The sequence below is a fragment of the Actinomadura sp. GTD37 genome (assembly GCF_041951365.1).
Lineage (GTDB): Bacteria > Actinomycetota > Actinomycetes > Streptosporangiales > Streptosporangiaceae > Spirillospora.
Genome location: NZ_JBGNUS010000013.1, coordinates 20275 through 40652, shown reverse-complemented (window position 1 = coordinate 40652; position 20378 = coordinate 20275). Strand labels below are relative to the sequence as shown.

The 20378-nt window shown below is 72.2% G+C and carries 19 protein-coding genes and 1 tRNA gene; 16 read left to right on the top strand and 4 right to left on the bottom strand.

Features of this window, described 5'->3' with window-relative positions:
• Positions 1 to 3: 3 nt before the first annotated feature.
• The 8 genes from ACA511_RS38070 to xerC all read left to right on the top strand — a co-directional run bounded on the left by ACA511_RS38070 (position 4) and on the right by xerC (position 6389).
• Positions 4 to 1344: an FtsK/SpoIIIE domain-containing protein gene (locus ACA511_RS38070; protein WP_375029596.1), complete on the top strand. Its 1341-nt coding sequence runs from the start codon at positions 4 to 6 to the stop codon at positions 1342 to 1344.
• Between the two features lie 219 nt (positions 1345 to 1563).
• Complete coding sequence (locus ACA511_RS38065; protein WP_375029594.1) at positions 1564 to 1761, top strand: hypothetical protein; 198 nt, start codon at positions 1564 to 1566, stop codon at positions 1759 to 1761.
• Positions 1758 to 2591, top strand: coding sequence for a DUF2637 domain-containing protein (locus tag ACA511_RS38060; RefSeq protein ID WP_375029593.1), 834 nt, complete (start codon positions 1758 to 1760; stop codon positions 2589 to 2591). The genes ACA511_RS38065 and ACA511_RS38060 overlap by 4 nt, the downstream gene beginning before the upstream one ends.
• A gap of 19 nt (positions 2592 to 2610) precedes the next feature.
• Positions 2611 to 3054, top strand: a complete 444-nt coding sequence (locus tag ACA511_RS38055) for a hypothetical protein (protein ID WP_375029592.1) — start codon at positions 2611 to 2613, stop codon at positions 3052 to 3054.
• 167 nt (positions 3055 to 3221) lie between these two features.
• Entirely contained in the window at positions 3222 to 3377 is a 156-nt protein-coding gene (locus ACA511_RS38050) for a hypothetical protein (RefSeq protein ID WP_375029591.1), read from the top strand.
• Between the two features lie 122 nt (positions 3378 to 3499).
• A complete protein-coding gene (locus tag ACA511_RS38045) occupies positions 3500 to 4885 on the top strand; it encodes a replication initiator (RefSeq protein WP_375029590.1) in 1386 nt (461 codons plus the stop codon).
• Entirely contained in the window at positions 4879 to 5061 is a 183-nt protein-coding gene (locus tag ACA511_RS38040) for a helix-turn-helix domain-containing protein (RefSeq protein WP_375029589.1), read from the top strand. Before ACA511_RS38045 ends, ACA511_RS38040 begins: the two co-directional genes overlap by 7 nt.
• On the top strand, positions 5061 to 6389 hold the full coding sequence (gene xerC / locus ACA511_RS38035; protein WP_375029588.1) for a tyrosine recombinase XerC: 1329 nt from the start codon (positions 5061 to 5063) through the stop codon (positions 6387 to 6389). Before ACA511_RS38040 ends, xerC begins: the two co-directional genes overlap by 1 nt.
• Before the next feature lie 69 nt (positions 6390 to 6458).
• Here xerC and ACA511_RS38030 read toward each other — a convergent pair.
• A tRNA-Thr gene (locus ACA511_RS38030) sits at positions 6459 to 6531 on the bottom strand.
• 59 nt (positions 6532 to 6590) lie between these two features.
• The gene (locus ACA511_RS38025) at positions 6591 to 7466 is read right to left on the bottom strand and encodes a helix-turn-helix domain-containing protein (protein WP_375029587.1); all 876 of its coding nucleotides are present in this window, start codon (positions 7464 to 7466) and stop codon (positions 6591 to 6593) included.
• A 185-nt stretch (positions 7467 to 7651) separates the two neighbouring features.
• Between ACA511_RS38025 and ACA511_RS38020 the strand changes: the two genes are divergently transcribed.
• Together ACA511_RS38020 and ACA511_RS38015 are read left to right on the top strand one after the other, a co-directional pair.
• A complete protein-coding gene (locus tag ACA511_RS38020) occupies positions 7652 to 8194 on the top strand; it encodes a hypothetical protein (RefSeq protein ID WP_375029586.1) in 543 nt (180 codons plus the stop codon).
• A 420-nt stretch (positions 8195 to 8614) separates the two neighbouring features.
• A complete protein-coding gene (locus ACA511_RS38015; protein WP_375029585.1) occupies positions 8615 to 9838 on the top strand; it encodes a cytochrome P450 in 1224 nt (407 codons plus the stop codon).
• Positions 9839 to 9903: 65 nt separating this feature from the next.
• Here the strand turns inward: ACA511_RS38015 and ACA511_RS38010 are convergent, their stop codons facing one another.
• Together ACA511_RS38010 and ACA511_RS38005 are read right to left on the bottom strand one after the other, a co-directional pair.
• Entirely contained in the window at positions 9904 to 11352 is a 1449-nt protein-coding gene (locus ACA511_RS38010; RefSeq protein ID WP_375029584.1) for a DHA2 family efflux MFS transporter permease subunit, read from the bottom strand.
• Between the two features lie 42 nt (positions 11353 to 11394).
• Positions 11395 to 12582 (bottom strand): FAD-binding oxidoreductase, encoded by a 1188-nt coding sequence (locus ACA511_RS38005; protein ID WP_375029583.1) that lies wholly within the window; start codon positions 12580 to 12582, stop codon positions 11395 to 11397.
• A 184-nt stretch (positions 12583 to 12766) separates the two neighbouring features.
• Between ACA511_RS38005 and ACA511_RS38000 the strand changes: the two genes are divergently transcribed.
• From ACA511_RS38000 to ACA511_RS37975, 6 genes are all read left to right on the top strand, one after another.
• Positions 12767 to 13426, top strand: a complete 660-nt coding sequence (locus ACA511_RS38000; protein ID WP_375029582.1) for a TetR/AcrR family transcriptional regulator — start codon at positions 12767 to 12769, stop codon at positions 13424 to 13426.
• 30 nt (positions 13427 to 13456) lie between these two features.
• Positions 13457 to 13741, top strand: a complete 285-nt coding sequence (locus ACA511_RS37995) for a GlsB/YeaQ/YmgE family stress response membrane protein (RefSeq protein ID WP_375029581.1) — start codon at positions 13457 to 13459, stop codon at positions 13739 to 13741.
• Between the two features lie 199 nt (positions 13742 to 13940).
• Positions 13941 to 15932 (top strand): TerD family protein, encoded by a 1992-nt coding sequence (locus ACA511_RS37990; protein ID WP_375029720.1) that lies wholly within the window; start codon positions 13941 to 13943, stop codon positions 15930 to 15932.
• A 106-nt stretch (positions 15933 to 16038) separates the two neighbouring features.
• Positions 16039 to 16326 (top strand): DUF485 domain-containing protein, encoded by a 288-nt coding sequence (locus ACA511_RS37985; RefSeq protein WP_375029580.1) that lies wholly within the window; start codon positions 16039 to 16041, stop codon positions 16324 to 16326.
• A complete protein-coding gene (locus ACA511_RS37980; protein WP_375029579.1) occupies positions 16323 to 17987 on the top strand; it encodes a cation acetate symporter in 1665 nt (554 codons plus the stop codon). Before ACA511_RS37985 ends, ACA511_RS37980 begins: the two co-directional genes overlap by 4 nt.
• 208 nt (positions 17988 to 18195) lie before the next feature.
• Entirely contained in the window at positions 18196 to 20304 is a 2109-nt protein-coding gene (locus ACA511_RS37975) for a S8 family serine peptidase (protein WP_375029577.1), read from the top strand.
• The last annotated feature ends 74 nt before the right edge of the window (positions 20305 to 20378 follow it).

The window sequence follows — 20378 nt, the reverse complement described above, 5'->3', positions numbered from 1 at the left end:
GTCATGAGTGACCTGCTCTGGGTGCTCGGGGTCCTGGCCGCTGCGGCGGCCGGGCTCTGGGCCTGGCGCCGATACCACCCAGCCTCCTTCTGGTACGCCATCGGCTTCCCGCTCCGCGCGTGCCTGGTGTACCTGTCGTGGCATCACGTCGCCTCCGGCTGCAAGCTCACCCGCAACCGGCGGAGGTTCCGCCTCACCCTCGACGCCATCCCGGTCGTCGGCCCGGCGTCCCGCAACGCCGCAACCGTGGTCGAGCACAAGCGGCGGGTGCGGCGGGTCGACGTCGAGCACGCTCCCCGCCTGGGCATCCTGCGGCCCACCCGGCTCGGCTGGCGCATGCGCCTGCGGCTGCACGACGGGCAAGTCCCCGCCGACTACGAAAAGGCTGCGGAGGGGATCGCCCACGCCTGGCGCGTCCACTCAGTACGGGTGGTCGACGTCCGGCCCGGCTACGTCACCCTGTGGGCCACGATGCGTGACCCGCTGGTCGACGTGGTCACCGAACCCGAAACCGGCGAACTCCTCACGGTGAGGCCGGGAAAGCTGGAGAACGGCCGTGACTGGCTGATCGACCTGCGCACCGTGCCGCACTGGCTCAACGCCGGAGCGACACAGTCCGGCAAGTCCAACCTCGCCAACGCCCTCATCAAGGGCCTGGCTCCGCAACCGGTCGCCCTGGTCGGCTTCGACCTCAAAGGCGGGGTCGAGTTCACCCCGTACGCGCCGCGCCTGTCGGCGCTGGCCACCACCCGCAAAGAGTCAGTCGACCTGCTGTCCGATCTGGTCGGCGAGGTAGAGAACCGCATGGCCACCTGCCGCGCGCACGGTGCCCGCAACGTCTGGACCCTGCCCGAACACCTGCGGCCGGTCCCGGTCGTGGTCCTGGTGGACGAGGTCGCCGAACTGTTCCTGATGGCCGACAAGTCCGAGAAAGAGGAGGTGTCGCGGACGGCTACCGCGCTGCTGCGCCTGGCCCAGCTCGGCCGCGCGTTCGCCGTGCACCTGATCGTGTGCGGGCAGCGCATCGGCTCCGACCTCGGACCCGGCGTCACCGCCCTACGCGCCCAACTCTCCGGGCGCGTGTGCCACCGCGTCAACGACCCCGAAACCGCCAACATGACCCTCGGCGACCTCGACCCCGCCGCCCTGGATGCCGCCCGCGCCATCCCCGCCGAGACGCCCGGCGTATGCGTAGTGGCCGGTCAAGACGGTTCTTGGCACCGAGCCCGGTCGGTCTACGTCCCCGAGCATGAGGCCGAGCAGGCGGCCCGTGAGTACGCGCACCTGACCCCGGACTGGGACGCGCTGATCGGCTCGGTCCCCGCCGTCGACCCGGCCGCCTAACCGGCCCTCTTCTCCTTCTTCCGGCTTGGCGTGAGCCCTGATCGCGCCGCGTCCCTACCCGACCCATGCCCGAAACCGTCTCCTGGAGGTCGCCTGATGGTTGCCCGCGTCCGTGTCCTTGGTCCCCGTCCTCGTCCTCGGTTCGTCGCCGTCCCGTCCCCTTCGTCCCCGTCCTCGGCGTCCGGCTCGTCGTCCTCGGGTCCGTCCCGGCCACCGTCGGTGTCGTCCTGGGACGTGTGGCCGGTCGGCGTCGAGTGTGACGAGTTCCGCTCCCTGCACCTGGCCCGCTGCCAGCGCTGCGCCGACTCGTTCGCCTCCTCCTCGGGCGGCGAGGTCGACGACTGGGCCGACAGCCACTGGTGTGACGCCGAACTGGCCGCGCTGCTGGGCCTGGTCGACGTGCGGCGGGCGGCATGACCCGCCGCATCCTCGGCACGGTCGCCGACTCCGGCCCGGTGGTGGTGCTGGCGGGGATCGCGGCGGCGGGGTCGTTCACCCACATCCGCGACACCGCCACCGAACACGGCCAACGCGGCTGGATGGCCTGGGCCATCGCGGTGTGCATCGACCTGACATGCGTCATGGCGGCCGGAGAGCGCCAGCGGGACAAGAACACCGGGCGTGAGACGGGGCGGCTGTCGTGGCCGACCGTCGTCTTGGTCGGCGGTGTGCTGCTGTCGCTGGCGGCGAACCTGGCGCAGGCCGACCCGTCGGTGTGGGGCTGGATCACCGCGGGCACCCCGGCGGGCGCCTTCCTGGTCGCGGTCTCCATGCTCGAACGCCGCAAGGCCGGCCCCGCTCCGGCGGCTCGCCCCTCGCCGGTCCCGGACTTCTTCGGCCGCCCGTCCCCGTCCTCGACGCCGTCCCCGTCCCCTTCGGCGGCTGGCTCGTCCGTCCCGTCCTCGGCCTCGTCGCCGTGGGTGGTGTGGGAGGACGAGCGCCCCACGGCCGCCGCCGCCGTCCCCGCCGTCCAGCACGACACCACCGAGCGGGGCGGGGACGAGCGGGACGGCCAGACATCCATCCCCGTCCCTGCCGAACACTCCGCCTCGACGCCGTCCGCCTCGTCTTCGTCGGGTCCGGCGGGGCCGCTGGTCGAGTTCGCGCGCCGCGTCGCCGTCGAGCACCAGAGCGAGCACGGGCGGCCCATCACCCGTGACGCGCTGCGCGCACGCCTCGGCGTCTCCAATCAGCTCGCCTCCGACCTGCTCCGCCAGCTCCGCACCGAAACCGCGTCCCTCGCCTGACCTACTGGAGGAACCCGCAATGACCAGCCACAGCGTTCACGTCGGCATGAGCGGCCAGACCGGCAAGGCCGGCCCGATCGTGCCCGGTGACCTGTTCGCCCGGCACCAGACCATCACCGGCCTGCGCGCCCTGGCCGACTTCCTGGAGACCAACCCGGCCGTCCCGGTCAGCGAGTACGGACACGACCTGATCATCACCGTCCGCAACATGGACGACGCTTCGGCCGCCGCGCGCGTCGACCAGCTGGCCGCGCTGCTGGGCGTCGACGTCGACGACGACACCCGCCGGGGCGGGCACTACACCGCCACCCGCACCTTCGGCCGCATCACTTACAGCGTCGTCCACATCCCCGAACAGCGCCACCGCGAGTACCGCGCCCGCGACAGCTACCGAAACAACATCGTCCCCGACACCCACCAGGACGACGACCAGAACGCCAGCGACAACGGGCGGGCCGCCTGATGCACACCGCTACCGGCCACCCGCGACCGCTCCCCACGCTCGTCCGGCTCGTCGGCCCGGTCGTCGGCTGGGCGTGTGGGACATGCGGCGGGGGCGGGGTCGCCTCCGACGGCTCCACCTGCTCCGACTGCAACGGCCACGGCCACACCCACTGAAGGGGCGTCTCGATGTTCCTGCGCCGCTGCGCCTTCGTCTGCTTCTGGCTCGTTCTGGGCCTGTTCCTCGTGCGACAGCCCGAGAACGCCGCGCACGCCGTGCGCGCCATCGTCGGCGGCCTGGCCCTGGTCGCTGATGCCCTCGCGCGGTTCACCACCGCCTTCTAGCCCCCGGCGTGGCCGCAGTCGCCGGCAAGCACACGCGGCCACGCCGGGCCATCCCCACCACCCACACATGGATGAAGAGGACCCGCCCCATCATGCCCGACCCGGCACCCGTCATCACCGGAGTGGCAGCCCGTGACATGGCCAACCGGTACAACCGGGCCGACTTCCGCGCCTGGGCACGCCGCGCCCACTCCACCGGGGGTTGTGCTCAACCGGTCCATCTGCGCGGCCGCGTCACCCACCTGGACCCGCAGACCGGCGAGATCCTGCACCACTACTCCACCGCACAGGAGCCGGGCGGGGCCCTGCGGGTGGCCTGCAAAACCCGCCGCGCCTCCCGCTGCCCGTCCTGCGCCGAGACCTACCGCGCCGACACCTACCAACTCGTCCGCGCCGGCCTGGTCGGAGGCAAAGGCGTCCCGGCGACGGTGTCCACCCACCCGGCCGCGTTCGTCACCCTCACCGCGCCCTCCTTCGGCCCAGTCCACACCCGCCGCACCGGCAAGAGCGGGGGCGTGGTGGCCTGCCGTCCCCGGCGCGGCGGCGGGACATGCCCACACGGGCGACCCGTCTCCTGCACCGCCCGTCACTCCGACGGTGACCCTCGACTCGGGCAACCGATCTGCGGCGACTGCTTCGACTACACCGGGGCCGTCCTGTGGAACGCCCACGCTCCCGAACTGTGGCGGCGGTTCACCCTGGCCTTCCGGCGCTACGTCGCCCGGTCGGCCGGGCTGCGGGTGCCCGACCTGCGGGACGTTCTGACGGTGTCGTTCGCCAAGGTCGCCGAGTACCAGCGGCGCGGCCTGGTGCACTTCCACGCCGTCATCCGCTTCGACGGACCCGGCGGCCCCGACGCACCCCCGCCCGCCTGGGCCACCCTCGACCTACTCAACGCGGCCGTGGACCACGCGGCGGGCGCGGTCACGGTGTCGACTCCGGCGGCCGGTGATGTCCCGGCCAAAGAGCACGTGTGGGGCTCACAGATCGACGTTCGCCCGATCACCACCACGGGGGAACTGACAGATACGGCGGTCGCGGGCTACATCGCCAAGTACGCCACCAAGGCGGCTGAGTGCGTCGGCACCCTCGACCGGCGCATCAGGCCGACTGATGACCTGGCCGACCTGCCCGTGAGTGGCCACGCTCGGCGGCTCATCGCCGAGTGCCTGCGCCTGGGTGCGATCGAGGACTACGCCGGGCTGCGGCTGGCCGAGTGGGCTCACATGCTCGGCTTCCGCGGCCACTTCTCCACCAAATCCCGGCGGTACTCCACCACCCTCGGCGCGCTGCGCGCGGCGCGCATTGAGCACAACCGGAGCGAACACGCTGACGAGATCACGACTGGTCGGCTGCCCTTCGACGACGACCAAGTCCTCATCATCGCCCACTGGCGCTACCTCGGCCAAGGCATGACACCCGGCGAAGCGCTGCTCACCGCTGCCCTTACCGGCAAGCCCTTGCCACCTCTCGACCCGTCCACCTCGCCACTAGGGAGCACGTGTTGACCGACCTGGTTCTGACCGTCGATGAAGCGGCCGAACGGCTCCGCGTGAGCCGCTGGACGCTCTACAACCTCATCCGCTCCAACCAGCTCCGAACGGTCAAGATCGGCCGCCGCCGCCTCGTCCCCGCCAACGCCCTCGCCGAGTACCTCGACAAGCTCATGGAAGAGGCCGCCTGATGCCGAGAACCGCAGTCGCTACCCCTGATGAGCCGGATGACGGCAAGAAGCGCAAGGGCGCCCGGCGCAGTCGAGCCAACGGGGAAGGCTCGATCTACCCCTACCGGAACGGGTACGCGGCTTACGCCTGGGTGACCACTCCCACCGGGGAGCGCAAGCGCAAGTACGTCTACGGCAAGACGCGCGACATCGTCCACGGCAAGTACGTCAAGCTCCTCAGCACAGCGGCTCAGCGCCCGGTCGCTACCTCCGTGCCCACCGTTGAGACGTACCTGGCGTACTGGCTGCGCGACGTGGTCGAGCCCAACCGGGAGCCCAACACCTACTCGAACTATGAGCTGATGAGCCGCCTTCACATCGTCCCCGGCCTGGGGAAGAAACGGCTCGACCGGCTGACCGTCCGGGACGTCCAGACCTGGCTGAACAAGCTTCCCGGTGCTTGTCAGTGCTGCGCACAGGGCAAGGATGCGAAGCGGCCCGTGGAGCACAAGGACGCTCGCAAGCGGCGGCGGTGCTGCGCGGTCGGGGAGTGCTGCCAGGACTTCCCGAGTCGGCGGACGATCACGCTCGCGCGCAACACGCTGCGGAACGCCCTCAACCACGCCATGACGGAAGAGATCCTCGCGCGCAACGTCGCGAGTCTGGCCAAGGTGCCGGCGGCCCGCAAGCGCGCTCGTAAGTCGTCCACCTGGACGGTAGAGGAGGCGCGTCGGTTCCTGGAGCACACGCGCGAAAGCAATGACCCGCTGTATGCCGCGTGGGTCCTGATCCTGCTCATGGGCATGCGCAAGGGCGAGGTCTTCGGCCTGCGGTGGGCCGATGTCGACTTCGCGACCGAGGAACTCAGCATCGGCTGGCAGCTACAGCGCGTCGGCTCCCGGCTGATTCACAAGGAGCGGACCAAGACGGACGGCTCTACGGACGTCCTACCGCTGCCCTCGCTCTGTACGGCTGCGTTGCAGCTCCGCGAGACACAGCAGAAGGCAGAGCGTGAGGCGTGCGATGACTGGAACGAAAGCGATCTCGTTTTCACGACCAGGACGGGCCGTCCGATCGAGCCGCGCAATGTCAATCGCGCTTTCGAGTCGCGCTGTGCGGCTGCTGGCGTCAAGGTCATCCGGGTTCACGACACCCGGCACACCTGCGGCAAGCTGCTGGCCGCGCTGGACGTCCACCCTCGGGTCGCGATGCAGATTCTTCGGCACAGCAAGATCAGCCTGACCATGGAGATCTACACCGAGGTTCCAAGCGAGCAGACCAGGGCGGCGCTCAAGCGGCTCGGCGAACACCTGGGGTCAGGCGACGACAGTGGCGAGGAGTCCGCGTAGCTGTACTTCGCTGCTGTACCCGTTAGCAAAAGGGCCCTCTCCGGCGACGGAGGGGGCCTTTGAGCTGGGAGCCGGCGAGGGGACTTGAACCCCTAACCTTCTGTTTACAAGACAGATGCTCTGCCAATTGAGCTACGCCGGCGGGCTCGTCCCGCATCGTAGTCGACTCGGCGGGTGCTCGCTTGGGAGTGGGGGTGCGGTCTAGTGGGCGGGGATGGTGAAGAGCTGGCCGGGGGCGCGCTCGTCGCAGGGGAGTTGGAGCACCGGGGCGCGGACGGCGGGCTTTCCTTGCACGCCGACGCAGAGATCGCGGTCTTGGGGGCGTAGCTGGATCCCGCCGGTGACCTTCCGGAGGGTGAAGCGGTCGGGTTGGGTGCGGTCGCAGGTGTCGTCGGACAGGGGCGCGCCTGGTTTGAACGAGGCGTCGACGATTCCCATGCAGCCCGGGCCGTACTCGGGGTGCTGCGTGGTGACGCGCCAGAACGTCCCGTGTCGCGTGAGGCGGCGTGGCGGGAAGCTCTGGTCGCAGTGCGCGAGGAAGACGAGTCCGGTCTGGTCGTTCTGCCGCTCGGAGAGGCAGAGCCCGCCGAGTTCGAGCGTCGAATCCGAGGCGGGGAGGGCCTGCGGTGGCTGGGGACGGTCGTCCGGGCTCTGGAACGACCGGAGGAGGACGACGCCGATGGCGATCGCGCACACCGCCAGGGCCGCGGCGATGTTCTTCGTCGGAAGGCGGCGAGGGGGCGTCGGGTCGGCGTCGTCCGGTGGTTCCGGGGGGCTTTCGGGGGCGGCGGACGGCATCGGGTGCAGGAGGCGTTCCCGGGTCGTCAGCCACGGGGCCGCGTCGCCGCCGCATACCTGGACCAGCGTCGCCACGATCTCGCGGCGGGGGACGGTGTTCCGGTGCAGGGCGGTGGCGAGTGTGGACGCGGGCAGCGGGAATCCGCCCTCGGCTGAGGTGCGCCGCTCGATGTCCTTGTAAGTCAGGCCGCTGCGTTCCCGAAGTCTTCGCAGCGCCACGACGAACTGCTCCTCGGTGGCCACGTCGGAAAGGTCCGGTCCGGCGTCGTCTTCGTTCACGCGCAGAGTGTGGCAGTACGACGGCGTTCGGGTCCATCCCGAACGCTCGAATGGGTGCAACCTCATGATCAGGGCGGCTTGAATGCGTGACGCCGGCCGCGATGGCCCAGCTCGGGATTTCCGTCATTGCGGCACGCAGCTGGAAAGCACTTCGGCTTTCCCGCGCCGGACACGAAGGAGTGCAGATGACACGGTTCCATGCGATCGGGCTCGGCCTGGTCACCGCGGCGGCGCTCGTCGCGAGCGCCGCGCCGGCCGTGGCGGCCGACGCGTCGGCCGCCGCCCCGGTCAAGTCGGCGAAGGCGTGCCCGCCCGACGTCTACTACAAGGTCAAGTCGAAAAAGCAGGTCAACTACTGGGTGCCGGGCACGCATTTCGTGGACGGCAAGGGCGGCAAGGTCACCGGGAAGGTCGACCGTTCGTGGGCCAAGTCCGCGACGGTGGAGGCCGGCGCCGAGGCGTCCATCGGGGCGGTGTGGGCCACGGTCAAGGCCAATGTGTCCAAGTCGGCGACCAGGACCAACACCGTGACGGTGGGGCACTGGTACGAGCACACGATCAGCAAGAAGCGGTACGGGCACATCCGCTACCGCGTGATCGGGTACAAGGTGCTGCTCGAGAAGTACCGCACCCGCGGGAATTGCAAGGACCAGTTCCTGGACGCCTTCTACGCCAACGTTCCGACTTCCAAGGAAGGCTGGAAGTACTGGGAGACGAAGAAGGCGTAGCCGCTCAGCGCGCGGGGTAGCCGAGTGCTGCCGCCCCGAGCTCGGGCTCGGGGCGGCGCCACGCGCGGTGGCCGCACGCGAACGGCAGCCGGTGGACATTCGGCCGCGACTTCCCGTGGTTGCGCGGAGGGGCGGGCGCGCATGGCGGCCATCGTCAGCGTGCGGGGGCAGGGAGCCCCAGGTGCTCCAGAGGAACTGCGCAAGGAAGGCGGCGACGAGGACGCCGGTCACGGCGAATCGGGGTGCTGCGGATCGGCTGAGTCGGCCGGATGCGGCCCATCTTGCGCCGCTGAGAGTTTGCGTGGGGGGAGTGGGCGGACGTGGCCCTCGGTTTACGGTGGGGGTATGAGTGCTTTGGGGGTTGCCGGGCCGGGGAGTTTCGAGGCTCTGCGGTGGTGGGGACGGATGGCACGGGACCCGATGGCGACGTATGCCGGGCTCGCCCGGCGGTACGGGGACGCGGTGCGCGTGCCGTTCGGACGGGATCGGGCGTTCTTTCTGTTGTCGCGGCCAGAGCACGCCGAGCGGGTGCTGGTGGCGAACCAGGACAACTATGTGAAGGCGTTTACGTATCGGCCGTTGCGGGCGATTCTCGGGGACGGGCTGCTCACCAGCGAGGGGGATACGTGGCGGCGGCATCGGCGGCTGGTGCAGCCGGTGTTCTCGCAGCGGCACGTCGTCGGGTTCGCGCCGCGAATGGTGGAGGCGGCCGTGCAGGGCGTCGAGCGGTGGCCGGACGGGGTGACGCTCGACGCGGCGGGGGAGTTGCGGAAACTCACGCTGGACATTGTCGGGCGGGCGCTTTTCGGGAGCGGGCTCGCCGGGGAGGCGCGGCGGACCGGGCGGGCGCTGGAGGCGCTCCAGCGGGGCGCGATGATCGGGACGTTCCTGCCCGGCGCGACCGCCAAGCGCGGCTTTTACCGGCGGGTGCCCGGGCTCGGGGGTGCGCTGGCGCATCTGGACGGGATGGTGCAGCACGTCGTCGGCGGTTCGGACGGCGGGGAATTGCTGAATCTGCTCAAGGAGCGGGGGGAACTCGACGCGGAGGAGCTGCGGGACGAGGTCCTGACGCTTTTGCTGGCCGGGCACGAGACGACCGCGGCTTCGCTGGCGTGGACGCTGATGCTGCTCTCCAGGTATCCGGCGGCCAGGGAAAGGCTTGAGGCCGAGGTCGACGACGTTCTCGGCGGCCGGGAGCCGAGGGCCGAGGACGCGGATCGGCTGCCGTGGACGAAGGCCGTCCTCTCGGAGGCGATGCGCCTTTATCCGCCCGCGTGGACGATCGAACGCGACGCCGTCGAGGACGATGACGTCGCCGGGGCGGAGATTCCGGCGGGGTCGACCATTGCCGTCCCCCCTTATCTGATTCATCGGAACGCGGATGTCTGGCCCAATCCGGAGGGCTTCCGACCGGAGCGGTTCATGGGCGACCAGCAGCGTCCTCGATACGCGTATCTGCCGTTCGGGGGCGGACGGCGTATCTGCGTCGGCGCCGGTTTCGCGATGCTGGAGGCGGTGCTCGTGCTGGCGGCGATCAGCCGCACGCATCGGCTGGATCTGGTGCCGGGTGTGAACGTGCCGAGCCGGGCGGAGATCACCTACCGCCCGGCCGGGGCGGTGCCCATGCGCGTCTCCCGCCGATAGCGCGTCGGGCTTGAGCGGCCGGCGAGCCCCGGGCCTGGCGTGCAGGCCCGGGACCCTGGGCCCGGTCACGCCTTGGTGCGGGGCAGCAGGAGCGCCGGGAGCAGGGCGGCGACGGCGATGGCCAGCGCGATCCAGAAGGCGTGGCCGAAGGCGACCGCCAGTTCGGGCGCCACGGCGGTGCGCGCCGCGTCGGGAAGGGGGCCGAGGGCGGCGACGCCGGGGGCCTGGGCGCTGATCTCGCGCTGCAGGATCACGGCCAGCGCGGTGGTCCCGACCGACGCGCCCATGCGCTGCAGCGTGTTGATGGCGCTGGTCGCGCGGGGGATGAGCTGCGGCGGCAGCGCCTGGTAGGCGGCCGCCATCGACGGCATGATCGTCGCGCCCAGGCCGAGGCCGAGCACGAAGAGGGCCGAGGCGAGCACGGCCACGGGTGTGTCCGCGCCGAGTTGGGTGTACGCGGCGGTTCCGATGAGGCCCAGCAGCACCCCCGCCGGGACGACGACGCCGGCGCCGAGGCGGTCGGTGAGGCGTCCGGCCAGGGGCATGGCGACGGCGGCGCCCAGCGCCTGGGGCGAGAGGAGGAGGCCCGTGGCCAGGGCGCCGTGGCCGCGGACGACCTGCCAGTACAGCGGCAGCAGGACGAGGACGCCGAACAGGGCGACGGCGACGACGACGTTGGTGACGGCCGCGGCGGCGAAGCCGCGGTGCCGGAAGAGCGCGATGTCGATCAGCGCGGAGCGGTGCCGCGCGTGCGGGACGTACAGCGCGAGCAGCGCCGCGGCGGCCCCGATGATCGCCCAGGTGCGGGGCTCGCCGAGCCCGCCGGGACGTCCGGCCTCGGCGGTGCCGTAGACGAACAGGGTCACGCCGCCGCACAGCAGGAGCAGCCCGCGGACGTCCAGCGAGGCGGGACGGGTGGCAGAGCGGGGCAGCAGGCGCAGCGCGGCGACGACGGCGACCGCGCCCAGCGGCAGGTTGGCGAGGAAGATCCAGCGCCAGCCGGCCGTGGAGATGATCAGCCCGCCGACGATCGGGCCGGCGACGGAGCCGAGCAGCATGGGCAGCCCGATGAAGCCCATGACGCGTCCCATCCGGGACGGTCCGGCGGCCTGCGCGAGGATCGTCTGCGCCACCGGGATGATCATGCCGCCGCCGGCGCCCTGCACGACCCGGAACGCGATCAGGGCGGGCATCGACCAGGCGAGGCCGGACAGTGCGGAGCCGGCCAGGAACAGCAGCAGCGCGGTGAGCCAGACGCGGCGGGCCCCGAACCGCTCGGTGGCCCAGCCGGTGACCGGGATGACGGCCGCGAGGCCCAGCATGTACCCGGTCAGCACCCACTGGACGGACGCGATCGAGGCGCCGAAGTCCGCGGCGAGCGTGCGGGTGGCGACGTTGACGGCGGTCGCGTCGATGATCGACATGATGGCGCCGAGCACCACCACGACGCCGAGCGTGACGAGCCTGCGGTCGAGCCCCCGCGCGGGGGCCGCCTGGGCGGTGAGCGTGGTCATGACAGTTTCCTCGCATTCCTCGCATTTTCAGGCGGGCCGGCGTCAGGCGGGCCGGATGTTGTGGTTGCGGTGGAACACGTTCTGCGGGTCGTAGGCGCGCTTGACCTCGCGCAGCCGCCGCAGGTCGCCGGGGGTGTAGGCGGTGGCCGTCCTGGACGGGTCGTGCAGGAAGTTCAGGAACGACCCGCCGGTCGCGTACGGCGCGAGGGCGTCGTCGGGGCCGTCGATCGTGAGCGAGAAGGGGACGTCCCGGTGCCCGACGGGGCCCGCGTCCGGCGCGGGGCGGGCCATCGCGCCGCCCCACTGCCTCAGTTCGATCCCGGACGCGTCGCAGGCGGTGATCGCGGCGATCAGCGCGTCGGGGAGGTCGGCGTAGAGGTGGAAGTGGTGGGGCGCGGTGCCGCCCAGCGACTCGGTCTCGGCGTACGGCATCGTCCGGAAGCCGTCGTGGACGGGCGGCCCGCCGGCTTCGAGCAGTGAGCGCAGCGCCCGCGCGCCGTCCGCGGCGGAACCGGCGTAGACGGCGCGGACGGCGACGACCCGGCCGTGGACGTCGTGGTTCGCCAGCGCCACCGAGACGGACAGCTCGTCCGGGCGCGCGTCCGACTCGTCCCGGAACCGGGTGAGCACGTCGGCGGCCCGCTCGACCGGGAACAGCGCTACCCCGGCGTAGACCGACGAGACCGGGTGGAGCCGGAACTCCAGCGACGTCACGACGCCGAAGTTGCCGCCGCCGCCGCCGCGCAGCGCCCAGAACAGGTCGGGGTGGTGGTCGGCGTCGGCGGTCAGGCGGCGGCCGTCGGCGGTGACGATCCGGGCGCGCAGCAGGTGGTCGGCGGCGAACCCGTACCGGCGGGACAGCGGGCCGACGCCGCCGCCGAGCGTGTAGCCGGTGACGCCGACGGACGCGTGCGAGCCGGACAGCGGGGCGAGCCCGAGCGGCGCGGCGGCCGCGATGACCTCGCTCCAGCGGGCGCCGGCCCCGGCGCGGGCGATGCGGCGGGACGGGTCGACGAGCACGCCGGACATGCGGGACGTCTTCAGCAGCAGCCCCTCGTCCGGCGGGACGACCGTGCCGTGCCCGGTGGCCTGGACGGTCAGCGGCAGCCCCAGCGCGCGGGACGTGAGGATCGCGGCGCGGACGTCCGCCGGCCCGGCGGCGTCGACGGTCAGCGGCCCGGTGGTCGTCGGCCGGGTGGTCGTCGGCCGGGCGGTGGTCGAGGTGTTCATGGTCGCATCCTTCCGGAGGTTTTCTCTCCACTTATTCGCACCGTAGCACTGTGTGGAGGATTTGTCTCCACTTAGATGCGAACCTTTCCGCGGCTCACGCTATGGTCACGATTCTTGATAGTCAAGATTCGTGACTAAAAGGAATTGGAGGGAGTTCCTCCACATGCTTGCTAGGCTCGGGGCCATGGGGCAGAAGCCGAAGGAGCGTCCGCTGCGGGCCGACGCGCGCGACAACCGCAGGCGGATCCTCGCCGCGGCCGGAGAGGTCTTCGTCGAGCAGGGGCCCGGCGCCCCGCTGGAGGAGATCTCGAAGCGCGCGGGCACCGGCATCGCGACGCTCTACCGGCGGTTCCCCGACAGGGAGGCCCTGACCAGAGCCGTCGCATTGGACGCCCTAGAGCGCACCACCGACGAGGTCAAGCGCGCGCGGGACGAGGAGCCGACGGCGTTCGCCGCCCTCGTCCGCTACATGCACCGCGTTCTGGACGTCCGTATCGGCGCCGTCTTCCCCGTCCTCCTGGAGGAGATCCCGTTCGAGGACGAGGAGATCGCCGCTGTCCGCGCCGACGGCGTCGCCGTCATGCAGGCCCTCATCGCCAAGGCGCAGAGCGAGGGCGACCTGCGCCCGGACGTCACCCACGGCGACGTCGGGATGCTGCTCGTCCGGCTGTCCCGCCCGCTGCCCGGCCCGCTGCCCAGGGAGCTCGGCGAGGAACTGGCGCACCGGCATCTCGATCTCCTGATCGACGGCCTGCGGGCCTCCGCAACCCGGCCCGGCGCGCTCGGCGGCCCGGCGCTGACCTTCGGCGACCTGGACACCATGGGAGGGCATCAGCCCAGGTGAGGGGCCGTCCGAAGTGGGCACAGGGACGGCATGAACATTACGGGGCTCATCACAGCGATCGTCATCGGCGCGATCATCGGGGCGCTGGGCCGGCTGCTGCTGCCCGGCCGCCAGCCGATCGGCGTCATCCTGACCGTGATCGTCGGCATCGTCGCCGCGATCATCGGAACGGCGATCGCGCAGAAGGTCGGCGTGGCCACGACCTCCGGGATCGACTGGATCGAACTGGTCTTCCAGGTCGGTCTCGCGATGATCGGCGTCGCCCTCGTCGCGAGCTTCCGTGCACGCCGCAGACACCGCCGCGTCCCGCGCTGACCGCGCCCGTAGCATGCCCTCTCACTGAGTGCCAGCCTCTTCACTTTCCGTGGCCGGACCCCGCCATTTCAGCGTGAGCGCGCCGAGCCGCGCGCACGCTGGTGGAATGCTCGGGCTGGGCCAGCTCCCGGCCGCGACGGACGGTCGCGGTGGCCGACGACGAATGTCCGGTCGCCACGGGGAGTGGCGCGTGCAGCAGATGCCCAAGGGAGCCAACGCCGAACTGGCGGAACTGACCGAGGCGCGGGGGCCGGTCACCGTGGCGCTGCGGTGGTCCGACCCGTCCGGCAGCGGGGAGGCGGACGTGGCGGCGCTGCTGGCGGGCGCGTCCGGCAAGGTCCGCGACGACGGCGACTTCATCTTCTACAACCAGCCGGCCACCTCGGACGGGTCCGTCCAGCTGCTGGGGAAGACGCCGACCGGCGGCGGCAGCGAGGACCGCATCATGCTCGACCTCGCGGCCCTCCCGGCGGACGTCGAACGCGTCGTCGTCACGGCCAGCCGGTACGCGGGGGCCACGTTCGGCGACCTCGACGATCTCGGCCTGACGCTCTACGACAGCACCGGCGCGGCGCTGCTGGGCTTCGACATCGCCGACGCGGGGACGGAGACCGCGTTCGTCTTCGGCGAGCTGTACCGGCGGGGCGACGGCTGGAAGTTCCGGGCGGTCGGGCAGGGGTACGAGTCGGGCCTCGCGGGGCTCGCCGCCGACTTCGGCATCGACGTCGAGGACGCGGGCGAGAACCCCGAGAACCCGGAGAACCCCGAGAACGACGAGAACGACGAGTACGCCCTGGACGCGAGCGTAAAGACCGAGGACGCCGCCGGGGAGCAGCGTCCACCGGCGGAGTCGGAGGCCGTGCGGGAGACACGTCCAGAGGACGGCGGGAAGCGGCCGCCGGGCCGCGTCCGGACGGCGAAGAAGCGCAGCACGCTGCCGAAGGCGGCCAAGGCGGACCTCGCCGACCACCCGTCCTGGCAGGGCGCGCGGCTGTTCTCGGTCGCGGGCCTGGCCCGCGAGCACGAGCGGGAGGCGCGGGCGACCTCGACGCTGCTGGCGGTGATGACGCAGGTGCCGGAGTTCGGGCGGCGCCTCACCGCCCGGTTCGGCGCGCCGGCGGGCACCGTGCAGGCGTTCGTGGAGACGTCGTTCAAGCACGGCGACACCAGGGTCCGCCCGGACGGGGCGATCCGGGTCGCGCGGGCCGGGCGGATCTGGACGGCCCTGGTCGAGACGAAGACCGGCGGCAGCCCGCTCAAGCGCGACCAGGTGGAGGCGTACCTGGAGGTCGCCGCGCGGAACGGCTACGAGACCGTGATCACGCTGTCGAACGACCTGGCGCTGGACGGCGAGCACCCCCTGACGGTCGACAAGCGGCGGTTGCGCAAGGCGGCGATGCGGCACCTGTCCTGGGCGGAGGTCGCCCACGAGGCCCACATGCTGTGCCATCACCACGGGCTCGCCAGTCCCGTCCACGCGTGGATGCTCGGCGAGCTGCTGCACTACCTGCGGCACGACAACGCGGGGTGCCAGGGGTTCCAGGACATGGGGGCCTCGTGGGTGCCGCTCCGCAACGCGATCACGGCGGGCACGCTGCGTGCCGGCGACCGCCATGCGGAGCGGGTGGCGGAGAGCTGGGAGAAGCTCGTCCGGCAGCTGTGCCTGCGGCTGAGCGGGGAGACCGGGCTGAACGTCGCGCCGGTGACGCGCCGCAGGAGGTCGGGCGCCGCCGTCCGGCGGGCGGAGGTGGTGGCGTCCCTGCTCGAATCGGGGCGGATGGGCGCCGAGATCCGGATGCCGGACGCGGCGGGCCCCGTCCGGGTCGAGGCCGACCTCCGGACCGGGCAGATCGAGACGAGCGTGGAGATACCGGCGGCCGTCCGGGCGCGTTCGCTGACCCGGGTGCAGTGGCTGCTGCGGCGGCTGGGCGAGGCGCCGCAGGAGCTGCGCGTGGAGGCGCTGGCGGACGGGCGGGACCGCGGGCCGTGCGACCTGCTGAAGAACCTGCGGAGCGAACCGGGGCTGCTCGTGCCCGGGGCCGGGGAGGTCGCCTCCTTCCGGCTGACGCTGCCGACCGGCATGGGCGCCAAGCGCGGGACGGACGAGACGGGGTTCGTCCGCAGCGTGGACGTCGCGGTCGACCGATTCCACCAGCAGGTGCTCCAGGCGGTCCGAACCGAGGCCGCCTAGGCATTGGTTCGCATCTCGTCAAACGGGTCTTGTCGTACGTGATTCTTTGATCTCATAGTGCATTCGGATCGATGCGGAGAGTCACGACGGGTCATGGGGAGGCCAGATGGTCGGGGGGCTTGCGCCGATGGCGGCGCAAGAGAGGTTTCTGCTGCTCAGAAGGCGGTTCCGGCGGGCGGCGATGGTGATCGCGACCGTCTTTATCGGGTGGTACTTCATTTATGTCGGGTTGTCCGCGTTCGCCCGCGGGTTCATGGCGCGGCCGGTCGCCGGGCACGTCAACGTCGCGCTGCTGCTCGGCCTGCTGCAGTTCGCCTCGACGTTCGCGCTCGCCGGCGGATACGCGGCCTACGCGCGGCGGCGGCTGGACCCGCTGGCCGGTGAGCTGAGGTGACCGGACGGACGCTGACGTTCGGCCTCTTCGTCGCGTTCATCCTGATCACGCTCGCCATCACGATCCGGGCGCGGGCGAACACGCGGGGCGCCGACGACTTCTACGCGGGCGGCCGGACGTTCACCGGCGCGCAGAACGGGGTCGCGCTCGCCGGCGACTACATGTCGGCGGCGTCCTTCCTCGGCATCGCCGGGATCATCGCGCTGAACGGCTACGACGGGTTCCTGTACTCGATCGGCTTCCTGGTGGCGTGGCTGCTCGCGCTGCTGCTGGTCGAGATGGTGCGCAACGCGGGCCGGTTCACGATGGGGGACGTCCTGGCGCGGCGGGTGCGGCGGCAGGCGCCGGTGCGGCGGGCCGCCGCCGTGTCCACCGTCACGGTGTCGGTGTTCTACCTGCTCGCACAGATGGTCGGCGCCGGGGCGCTGGTGTCGCTGCTGCTCGGCATCCACCGGGGCGAGCGGTTCCTCGGCATGGACGCCGGCACCGCGCAGACCGTCACGATCGTCGTCGTGGGCGCACTGATGATCTTCTACGTGGCGTTCGGCGGGATGAAGGCGACGACCTGGGTGCAGATCATCAAGTCCGTCCTGCTGATGGCGGGGGCGGTCGTGCTGACCGCGCTCGTGCTCGGCAGGTTCGGGTTCGACCTCAGCGCGCTGCTCGGCTCGGCCGCCGACGCGAGCGGGAAGGGCGAGGCGTTCCTGCGCCCCGGCGAGCGCTACGGGCGCGACGTCCCCGGCGACGCGTACCAGACGATCGTGAACAAGCTCGACTTCATCAGCCTGGCGCTCGCGCTGGTGCTCGGCACCGCCGGGCTGCCGCACATCGTCAGCCGGTTCTTCGCCGTCCCGGACGGGCGCGCCGCGCGGACGTCGGTGTCCTGGGCGATCGGCCTCGTCGGCGTCTTCTACCTGATGACGCTCGCGCTCGGCTTCGGCGCGGCCGCCCTCGTCGGGCGGCAGGCGATCGTCGCGCAGGACCCGTCCGGCAACACCGCCGCGCCGCAGCTCGCCCGCGCCGTGGGCGAGCACGTGGGCGGGCGCCTCGGCGGGGACGTCCTGCTGGCGTTCATCGGCGCGGTGGCGTTCGCGACGATCCTCGCGGTCGTGTCGGGGCTCGTGCTGGCGTCGTCGACGTCGCTCGCGCACGACTACTTCGGCCAGGTGCTGATGCTCGGCCGCCCGCGCGAGTCGCAGGAGGTGGCGGTCGCGCGGTTCGCGTCGTTCCTGGTCGGCGCGCTGGCGATCGTCCTCGCGGTGGTGGCGCGCAACCTGAACGTGGCGTTCCTGGTCGCGCTGGCGTTCGCGATGGCGGCGGCGGCGAACGTCCCGGCGATCGTGCTGGCGCTGTTCTGGCGGCGGTTCAACTCGGCCGGGGTCGTCGCCGGCATCTACGGCGGCCTGGCCAGCTCGCTGGTGCTGGTGTTCTTCTCGCCCGTCGTGTCGGGGAAGGTCGACCCGGTGACGGGCGAGAGCCTGTCGCTGTTCCCCGCGGGCGTCGACTTCCACGTGTTCCCGCTGGAGAACCCGGGCCTCGTGTCGATCCCGATCGGGTTCGCGTGCGCGGCCGCCGGAACCCTCCTCGGCCGGGACGAGGCCGACGCCGAACGCTACGACGATCTGTCCGTCCGGGCGCTCACGGGAGCGGGCTCCCACTGACGCCCGCCGGGTGCGGGCCGGTTAGCATTCAGTCCGTCCATCGGTTACCGATGAGTATCGGACGCCCCGCCGGGAAGGGCGGGAGGGAAGATCCATACTGTCCAGGGCCGTGCCCTAATGTGCCGAGTGCCCGGGCAGGGGGTGGTTCGCGTGGCAGAATGTCACCCGCCGTGGAGTGCGGCGGTGTGCCGGAGGGAGGTGCGGCGGCGTGTCCGAAGCCGGTCGACGCCGTCCGGGGCGTACCCGACCGGCCCTCTCCCCGCAGCGGCTCGGCGCCCGGACGACCGCGGTCCTCACCGTCCTCACGCTCGGCGCCGCCGTGGCCGTGCCGGCGGCGATCATCAGCGGCGGTGAGCCGGTGCGGCGGCAGGCCGTGCGCGGCGCGGCGGCCGGGGCGCTCGTCGGCGCGCCGACCGACCAGATCCGCTCGCGCGAGTGGCACCTGAAGACCCTGCGCACCCAGAAGGCGTGGAAGTACACCAAGGGCCGCGGCGTCACCGTCGCCGTCCTCGACACCGGCGTCGACCAGAACCACCCCGACCTCACCGACAACGTGATCGGCGGGCCCGACCTCACCGGCGGCGTGCGGCGCCCCGGCACCCGCTACTGGGGCCTGCACGGGACGTCGATGGCCAGCATCATCTCCGGGCACGGGCACGGCCCCGGGCTGGCGCAGGGGATGATGGGCGTCGCGCCGCTCAGCCGCGTCCTGTCCGTGCGCGTCACGCTGGAGAACGACGACCCGCTGCGCCGCGACAACGGGGAGCAGACCGGCGCCGGCGAGCACGACGCCGTCGCGCAGGGCATCCGCTACGCCGTCGACCACGGCGCGGGCATCATCAACATGTCGCTCGGCGGCGGACGGCAGTTCTACAACGGCACCAAGTCCCAGGAGAGCGCGATCAAGTACGCGCTGGCGAAGGGCGTCGTGCTGATCGCCTCCGCGGGCAACGACGGGTCCGGCGCCAACCGCAAGAACTTCCCCGCCGCCTACCCGGGCGTGATCGCCGTCGGCGCCCTCGACCAGCGGCTCCGCCTCTGGAAGGACAGCAACCGGCGCTCCAACGCCGCCATCTGCGCCCCCGGCGTCGACATCGTCAGCGCCGACGCCAGCAACGGCTACGTCGTCGGGACGGGCACGAGCGCGTCGTCGGCGATGGTCGCCGGGGTCGCCGCGCTCGTCCGGTCCCGGTATCCGAAGCTGACCCCGGCCGAGGTCAGGCAGGCGCTCATCCAGGGCTCCCCGGCCCGGCGCGGCCACCCGACCGGCTGGGCCGGCTGCCGCGGGACGGTCGACGCGCTGCGCACCCTCTACGCCGCGCACCAGATCAACAAGACGTCCAGCGGGCCGGTGGAGGCGCCGCCGCCGTCCCCCGCGCCCGCGCCCGCGCCCGCCGCGGAGTCCTCCGACCGGGACGCCGGCGTCCTGCTGCCGCTCGTCCTCGGCGGCGGGGGGCTGCTCGTCGCCCTCGGGCTGGTGCTCGGCTGGCGGCAGCGGCGCCGCCCGGAGGAGGACGCCGAGGAGAGCGACGCCGTCCCCGACTACGGCCTGCCGTCCGCGCCCGCCGCGGTGCCCGAGCCCGCCTCGGTCGCGTCCGGCCCGCCCGCGGGCGACGCCGGGATCGCGCCGGTGAACGTGCCGCTCTGGCAGAACACGCAGGCGTACCAGGGGCCTCTGGAACCACCGCCCGTCCCCGCGGACGCGCGCCCGGCGGACCCGTCGCCCTGGTCCGAGGACGACTGGCCCGGTCTCGCCGACGAGCCGCCGCTGCCGCTGCCGCCGCCGCCCATCGAGCCGAAGCAGACCCCGGGGATGCAGCACGAGATGCGTCCTTTCGTTCCCGGCGAGTTCGCGTCCAACGGCACGAACGGGCACGCGTCCGGCAACGGGCACGCGCCGGGCAACGGGCACGACGGGCTCAATGGGCTCAACGGCCATGACGCGCACAACGGGCACAACGGGCACCGCGCCAACGGCAGGCACGTCGCCGGCCCGGACGACGCGCTCGACGACGACGACTGGGAGGCGTTCCGCCGGGGCGCCCTCGGCCTGCCGGAGGAGCAGGAACCGGGAACCGCTCCGCTCCCCGCGGTACCCCCGGAACCGCCGGCCGCTCCGCCGCCCCCGCCCGTACCTCCGGCGGACGACGAGGCCGCGGGCGCGTTCCCGGCCGGCCCGCCGCCCGGTCCCGCCGACGCCGAACCGCCGCACGGGCCCGTCCCGCCGAGGGACCAGGGCGACGACGAGCCGCGCGGGCGGCGCTCGCGGCACGTGCGCCCCGGCGAGGACGACGACTACCGGCCGCCCTGGTGGTGATCGCGGTACTCCGCCGGGCGTAGTGCGAGTGCCTCCGGCCGGCCGACGCGGCACCCCGTACCCGTCGCCGAACA

Bases quoted from the DNA above. Each gene is read 5' to 3' on its own strand.
- ACA511_RS38070 (WP_375029596.1), top strand. From the start codon at position 4: ATGAGTGACCTGCTCTGGGTGCTCGGGGTCCTGGCCGCTGCGGCGGCC.
- ACA511_RS38060 (WP_375029593.1), top strand. From the start codon at position 1,758: ATGACCCGCCGCATCCTCGGCACGGTCGCCGACTCCGGCCCGGTGGTG.
- ACA511_RS38055 (WP_375029592.1), top strand. From the start codon at position 2,611: ATGACCAGCCACAGCGTTCACGTCGGCATGAGCGGCCAGACCGGCAAG.
- ACA511_RS38050 (WP_375029591.1), top strand. From the start codon at position 3,222: ATGTTCCTGCGCCGCTGCGCCTTCGTCTGCTTCTGGCTCGTTCTGGGC.
- xerC (WP_375029588.1), top strand. From the start codon at position 5,061: ATGCCGAGAACCGCAGTCGCTACCCCTGATGAGCCGGATGACGGCAAG.
- ACA511_RS38020 (WP_375029586.1), top strand. From the start codon at position 7,652: ATGACACGGTTCCATGCGATCGGGCTCGGCCTGGTCACCGCGGCGGCG.
- ACA511_RS38015 (WP_375029585.1), top strand. From the start codon at position 8,615: ATGGCGACGTATGCCGGGCTCGCCCGGCGGTACGGGGACGCGGTGCGC.
- ACA511_RS38010 (WP_375029584.1), bottom strand. From the start codon at position 11,352: ATGACCACGCTCACCGCCCAGGCGGCCCCCGCGCGGGGGCTCGACCGC.
- ACA511_RS38005 (WP_375029583.1), bottom strand. From the start codon at position 12,582: ATGAACACCTCGACCACCGCCCGGCCGACGACCACCCGGCCGACGACC.
- ACA511_RS38000 (WP_375029582.1), top strand. From the start codon at position 12,767: ATGGGGCAGAAGCCGAAGGAGCGTCCGCTGCGGGCCGACGCGCGCGAC.
- ACA511_RS37995 (WP_375029581.1), top strand. From the start codon at position 13,457: ATGAACATTACGGGGCTCATCACAGCGATCGTCATCGGCGCGATCATC.
- ACA511_RS37990 (WP_375029720.1), top strand. From the start codon at position 13,941: ATGCCCAAGGGAGCCAACGCCGAACTGGCGGAACTGACCGAGGCGCGG.
- ACA511_RS37985 (WP_375029580.1), top strand. From the start codon at position 16,039: ATGGTCGGGGGGCTTGCGCCGATGGCGGCGCAAGAGAGGTTTCTGCTG.